This window comes from Streptomyces sp. BR123 (genome assembly GCF_013401435.1).
Classification (GTDB): Bacteria; Actinomycetota; Actinomycetes; order Streptomycetales; family Streptomycetaceae; genus Streptomyces.
In genome coordinates, this window is sequence record NZ_JACBGN010000407.1 from 1 (window position 1) to 5239 (window position 5239).

5 protein-coding genes are annotated in these 5239 nt (G+C 73.2%); 4 read left to right on the forward strand and 1 reads right to left on the reverse strand.

Annotation, left to right across the window (positions count from 1 at the left end; genetic code table 11):
• Nucleotides 1–114: 114 nt before the first annotated feature.
• Nucleotides 115–1941: a glycoside hydrolase family 15 protein gene (locus tag HYE82_RS33780; protein WP_179178038.1), complete on the forward strand. Its 1827-nt coding sequence runs from the start codon at nucleotides 115–117 to the stop codon at nucleotides 1939–1941.
• Between the two features lie 46 nt (nucleotides 1942–1987).
• Here the strand turns inward: HYE82_RS33780 and HYE82_RS33785 are convergent, their stop codons facing one another.
• Nucleotides 1988–2614: a hypothetical protein gene (locus HYE82_RS33785; protein WP_179178039.1), complete on the reverse strand. Its 627-nt coding sequence runs from the start codon at nucleotides 2612–2614 to the stop codon at nucleotides 1988–1990.
• Between the two features lie 308 nt (nucleotides 2615–2922).
• Here HYE82_RS33785 and HYE82_RS33790 point away from each other — a divergent pair, with 308 nt between their 5' ends.
• The 3 genes from HYE82_RS33790 to HYE82_RS33800 form a co-directional block, all read left to right on the forward strand.
• On the forward strand, nucleotides 2923–4557 hold the full coding sequence (locus HYE82_RS33790) for a sensor histidine kinase KdpD (RefSeq protein ID WP_179178040.1): 1635 nt from the start codon (nucleotides 2923–2925) through the stop codon (nucleotides 4555–4557).
• A 17-nt stretch (nucleotides 4558–4574) separates the two neighbouring features.
• A complete protein-coding gene (locus HYE82_RS33795) occupies nucleotides 4575–4961 on the forward strand; it encodes a roadblock/LC7 domain-containing protein (RefSeq protein WP_179178042.1) in 387 nt (128 codons plus the stop codon).
• Nucleotides 4958–5239 (forward strand): DUF742 domain-containing protein (locus HYE82_RS33800; RefSeq protein ID WP_179178041.1); only part of this gene is annotated, 282 nt, incomplete at its 3' end. The genes HYE82_RS33795 and HYE82_RS33800, both read left to right, overlap by 4 nt.

Consider the following 5239-nt stretch of genomic DNA (forward strand, 5'->3'; position numbering starts at 1 on the left):
GCCCCGCCCCGCACGGCACGCGGGCCGGGGCCCGGCCCGCGTGCCCGGCGCCGCCCGCGGGCTTAGCGTTGAGGCCGGGAGGGGAGGACGGGCCGCGACGGCGAAGGGACTCGTATGCGCCGGTATCCGCCGATCGGGGACCACGGGCTGATAGGGGACCTGCGGACGGCCGCCCTGGTCTCCTCCGACGGGGTCCTCGACTGGTTCTGCGCCCCGCGCTTCGAATCGCCCAGCCTGTTCGCGTCCCTCCTGGACCACGACCGCGGCGGGTGCTTCGCCCTCGGCGCAGACGACCCCGAGGCCGTCACCCGCCAGCTCTACCTGGCCGACACGGCCATCCTCGTCACCCGGTTCATGACCGAGGAGGGGGTCGGCGAGGTCATCGACTTCATGCCGCTGGGCGAGGCAGAGGCCCCCGGCGACCGGCACCTGATCATCCGGATCATCCGGGTCACCCGCGGCACCGTCCGCTTCCTGCTCGACTGCCGGCCCGCCTTCGACTACGGGCGCGAGGAGCACGGCCTGGCCCTCGCCGAGGACACCGCCCGCTTCACCACCCCGGACCTCATCGCCTTCCTCCAGACCGTGGGCCCTGTACGGCTCGCCGCCGACGGGGCGGGCGTACGCGGGGAGGCGGTCCTCCGGGCGGGCGACACCGCGGCGGCCGTCCTGACGGTGTGCAACGGCCCGGGGGCCGCAGTGCCGGACCGGCCGACGGAGGCGGGGGTGCGCCGGGCGTTCCGCGGCACGTACGGGTACTGGCACCGCTGGGTGCGGCGCAGCCGGTACCGGGGCCGGTGGCAGCAGATGGTCAACCGGTCCGCGATCACCCTGAAGCTCATGACGTACGCGCCGACGGGTGCGCCCGTGGCCGCGGTCACCGCGGGCCTGCCGGAGCGGGTCGGCGGGGAGCGGAACTGGGACTACCGCTACACCTGGGTGCGGGACGCGTCGCTGTCGGTGAAGGCGCTGGTCGACCTGGGGCTGGAGGAGGAGGCGGCGGCGTTCCGGCGCTGGCTCGGCGCGCGGGTGCAGCACGGCCGGACGGTGACCGGCGAGCCGCTGCAGATCATGTACCGGGTGGACGGCGACCCGCACCTCGAGGAGGAGATCCTCGACCACTTCGAGGGGTACAGGGGATCGTTCCCGGTGCGGGTCGGCAACGGCGCCGCCGGCCAACTCCAGCTCGACATCTACGGCGAGGCCGTCTATGCCCTGAGCCACGCCACCGACCCGGCCCAGCTGGCCGGGTACGACGGCTGGCTGAACTTCAGCAGGCTCCTCGACTGGCTGGCCGGCCACTGGGACCGGCCCGACGAGGGCATCTGGGAGACCCGCGGCGGCCGGCGCCACTTCACCTACAGCCGGCTGATGTGCTGGACGGCCTTCGACCGGGGTATCCGGCTGGCCGGCGAGCTGGCCCGGCCGGCCGACGTGGCCACCTGGACCGCGGCGCGGGACGCGGTGTTCCAGCAGATCATCGACCGCGGGTACAGCACCGCCCGGCAGGCGTTCGTCCAGTACCTCGACGGCGACGTGCTGGACGCCTCACTGCTGCTGATGCCGACCGTCGGCTTCCTGTCGCCGAAGGACCGCCGGTGGCTGTCGACCCTGGACGCCATCGAGTCGGAGCTGGTCTCCGACAGCCTGGTGCACCGCTACGACCCCGCGCTGTCCGCGGACGGGCTTGTCGGCGACGAGGGCACGTTCTCCCTGTGCACCTTCCTGTACGTCAGCGCCCTCGCCCGGGCCGGGCGGCTCGACATGGCCCGCTACGCCTTCGACAAGATGCTGACGTACGCCAACCATGTCGGGCTGTTCGCCGAGGAGATCGGCCCGACCGGCGAGCAACTGGGCAACTTCCCGCAGGCGTTCACCCACCTGGCACTCATCACCGCGGCCATGGCCCTCGACGAGCAGCTGGACCGGGCCGAGCGCTGACGCCCGGCCGCGGCGATCGGCGGTGATCAGCGGCGATCGGCGGTGGTCAGCGATGGTACGCGGCGGCCGCCGCGAAGGGCGCCGCGTTGGCGGCGGGCGAGGCCAGGACCGCGACCCACGAGCCGTCGGTGAACTCGATGTCCACCCGGCCCTTCTGCAGCATGCCCTTCGGGTTGGCGCGCAGCGCGGACACCGCCGCCCGCGGGGCCTCCCAGTACTGCTTCATGGCGGGCGTCGACCGCCACAGCGGCGAGACGTCGGTCAGGGCGATCCAGCGGCGGTCGGTCACGGCGAGGACGCCTTCGACCGAACCGCGGGCGCCGGCCCGGCTGATGAGGAACTCCCCGGCGGTGCTCCGCCAGCCGCCCTCCATGCTTTTGCCGTGCATCATACGCGAGCCGAGGTGGTCCACGGCGTCCGGCATCCGGTCGATGCTGTTCGCGGCGGCGGCCGGCCGGGAGTGCCGGGGGTCGAGCTGAGAGGCGATCAGCCGGCGCAGAGGGCCCGGTATCCGCTCCTCGATGCGCCGGTTGAGTGCCGCGGGCTCCGCCGGGGGGATCAGCTCCTCCGGCGGGGTGGGCACGCCGGGGCCGAGTTCGTAGCCGCATGCGGCGATCAGCCGCTCGCCCTGGTGCAAGAAGTTCTGGGCGTGTTCGCGCGCCTGACGGTTCAACGCGTGCGCTCCTGTTCCATTTCCGTGCTTCGGTCCTGAATGGGATGCCGGACTGGGGATGATCTTGCCCGGTCGAGGGTCATTGTCCACGGCGGGAAGGGTTTGTTCCGCACTGGGCGGGCCTGTGAACCGGACGGGCGCGCGGGGCCCTTTAGACCGGCTCGCAAACGGGATTCGGCCGGAACTGGAGCCCCCAACATGCGTGCCGTGTCCGGAACGTGACCTGCTGTCAGGAGCGGCGTTCAAAGCCGCTAAGATTCCGGGCCGTTGTCATATGATCATTCGCTTTCGATCGTTTGAGGGTTCTGATGGTTCGCGTGGGATCGTCGCCCGGAAGTCCAGGGCCCACCTCACCCGCCGTATGGGCGCTTCCTGTCCTGGCGACCGCCGCAGCCGCGGTCGTGTCCCTGGTGCTGGTGTCCGCACCGGCCCGCACGCCCGTGGCCTGGGTCGGTGCCGTCGCATGCGCCGCGGTCGCCCTGGCCTGCGGCGAGGCCGCCCGCCGGGGCAAGGCCATGGCTGCCCTGCGGGCCGTGGCGGCCGCCCAGGAGGCGGCGCTCGCCCGGCAGCAGGCCGAGACCGTACGACTGGCCCAGGAGCTGCTGCCCGATGTCGTCGAGCGGCTGCGCAAGGGCGAGTTCCCCGAGGAGGTGCTCACCTCCCTGGAGGAACCCGGCACCCACGGGCCCGGCCTGACTCCCGAATTCCGGGCCGCCCACCGGGCCGTGCTCCGCTCCGTCCTCGATGCCGTCGTCGCCGAGGAGGACCTGCGTGACTCCGCGCAGCGCGCCTTCGTCAACATCGCCCGTCGAGTTCAGGCCATTGTGCACCAGCAGGCCCAGGAGCTCCGCGAGATGGAGGACCGGCACGGCCGCAGCCCCGACGTTTTCGGCGACCTGCTGCGCCTGGACCACGGCACCGCCCTCATCGGCCGCCTCGCCGACTCCATCGCCGTCCTCGGCGGCGCCCGCCCCGGCAGGCAGTGGTCCAAGGCCGTCCCCCTGTACAGCGTGCTCCGCGGCGCCATGTCGCGGATCATCGACTACCAGCGCGTCGAGCTCCACTCGGTCTCGCAGGTCGCCGTCATCGGCCCGGCCGTCGAACCGCTCATCCACGCACTGGCCGAGCTCCTCGACAACGCCACCCGCTACTCGCCGCCGCAGACCAAGGTCCACCTGACCGCGGTGGACGTGAACTCGGGCATCGCCGTCGAGATCGAGGACGGCGGCGTGAGCATGAGCGAGGAGGCCCGCAGGCGGGCCGAGCGCATGCTCCGCCAGGCACAGCAGGGCATCGACCTCACCGACCTCGGCGAGACGCCCCGCCTCGGCCTCGCGGTCGTCGGCCGGCTGTCGCAGGCCTACGACTTCCAGGTCTCCCTGCGCTCGTCGGCGTACGGCGGCGTCCGCGCCGTCCTCGTGATCCCGCAGGCGCTGATCACCACGGCCGCGTCCGCGACCGGCGTCGCGCACGGCATCGGCACCTCCTCCGGTCCCCGGGCGGCCCTGCCGCAGGGGTCCGGCCCGGCCGGCGCTCCGGCCATGGCGGGCGCGCCCGCCGAACCCGCCGTACGTCCCCGGCCGGCCACCGGACCGCAGCACCCGCTGGAGATCGACGACGTGCCCGTGGTCACCGAGCGGACCTCCACCGGCCTCCCGCAGCGCCGCCGCCGGACCCGTATGACCGGGCCCGACCTGCCCGGCAGCGGTACGGGCGCGGGCACCGACCCGGTCATCGACGCGGCGGCGGCCGCCGCGGCCCGAGCCGAGGCCGCACCGGCGGCCGCGCCGGAGCCCGAAGTACAGCCCGGCATGTGGCTGGCCGCCTTCCAGGGCGGCCTGACCGGAGAAACCAGCAGCAGGACCGTCGCGAGCCGCAGCGGCGCAGCAAGCCAGCACACAGACGCCTCGCCGAACCCGGCGAGCAAGGGGGAACAGCCGTGAGTCAGCAGCAGAGCAACATGGACTGGATGCTCAAGGACCTGGCCGAGAGCGTTCCGCAGACCCGGCACGTCATCGTCCTGTCCGCCGACGGCCTGCGCATGGCCCAGTACGGCGCGGAGACCGACACCGCCGACCGGCTCGCCGCCGCCTGTGCCGGACTGCAGAGCCTTGCCGGCGCCGTCGCCACCGAACTGCCGCACAGCAGCGGCCGGATGCGGCTCGTCGTCATCGAGATGGACGGCGGGTTCTTCTACCTCATGGCGGCCGGCGCCGGCGCCTACCTCGCCGTCCTGGCGAACGAGGGCGTCGACGCCGGACTGATGGGACAGCGGATGCGCGACCTCGTCGCCCGGATCGGAGAGCACCTCAGCAGCCCGCCGCGGCGTGACGGGCAGCCCGCGTGAGCAACCCGGGCCGGGACTGGGAAGACGGCACTCCCGAGCGGCTGTACGTGATCACGGGCGGGCGCAGCGGGGCGGTCACACCCGCCCCGCTGGACCTGGTGACGCTGATCATCGCCAAGTCGGGGCCCAGGCCCGGGATGCAGCCCGAGCACACGGCGATCATGAGGCTGTGCCAGTCGCCGCTCTCGGTGGCCGAGGTGTCCGCGTACCTCGGCCTGCCGGTGAGCGTGGTCACCGTGCTCCTCGGCGACCTGATCACCGAGGGCCACGTGCTCTCC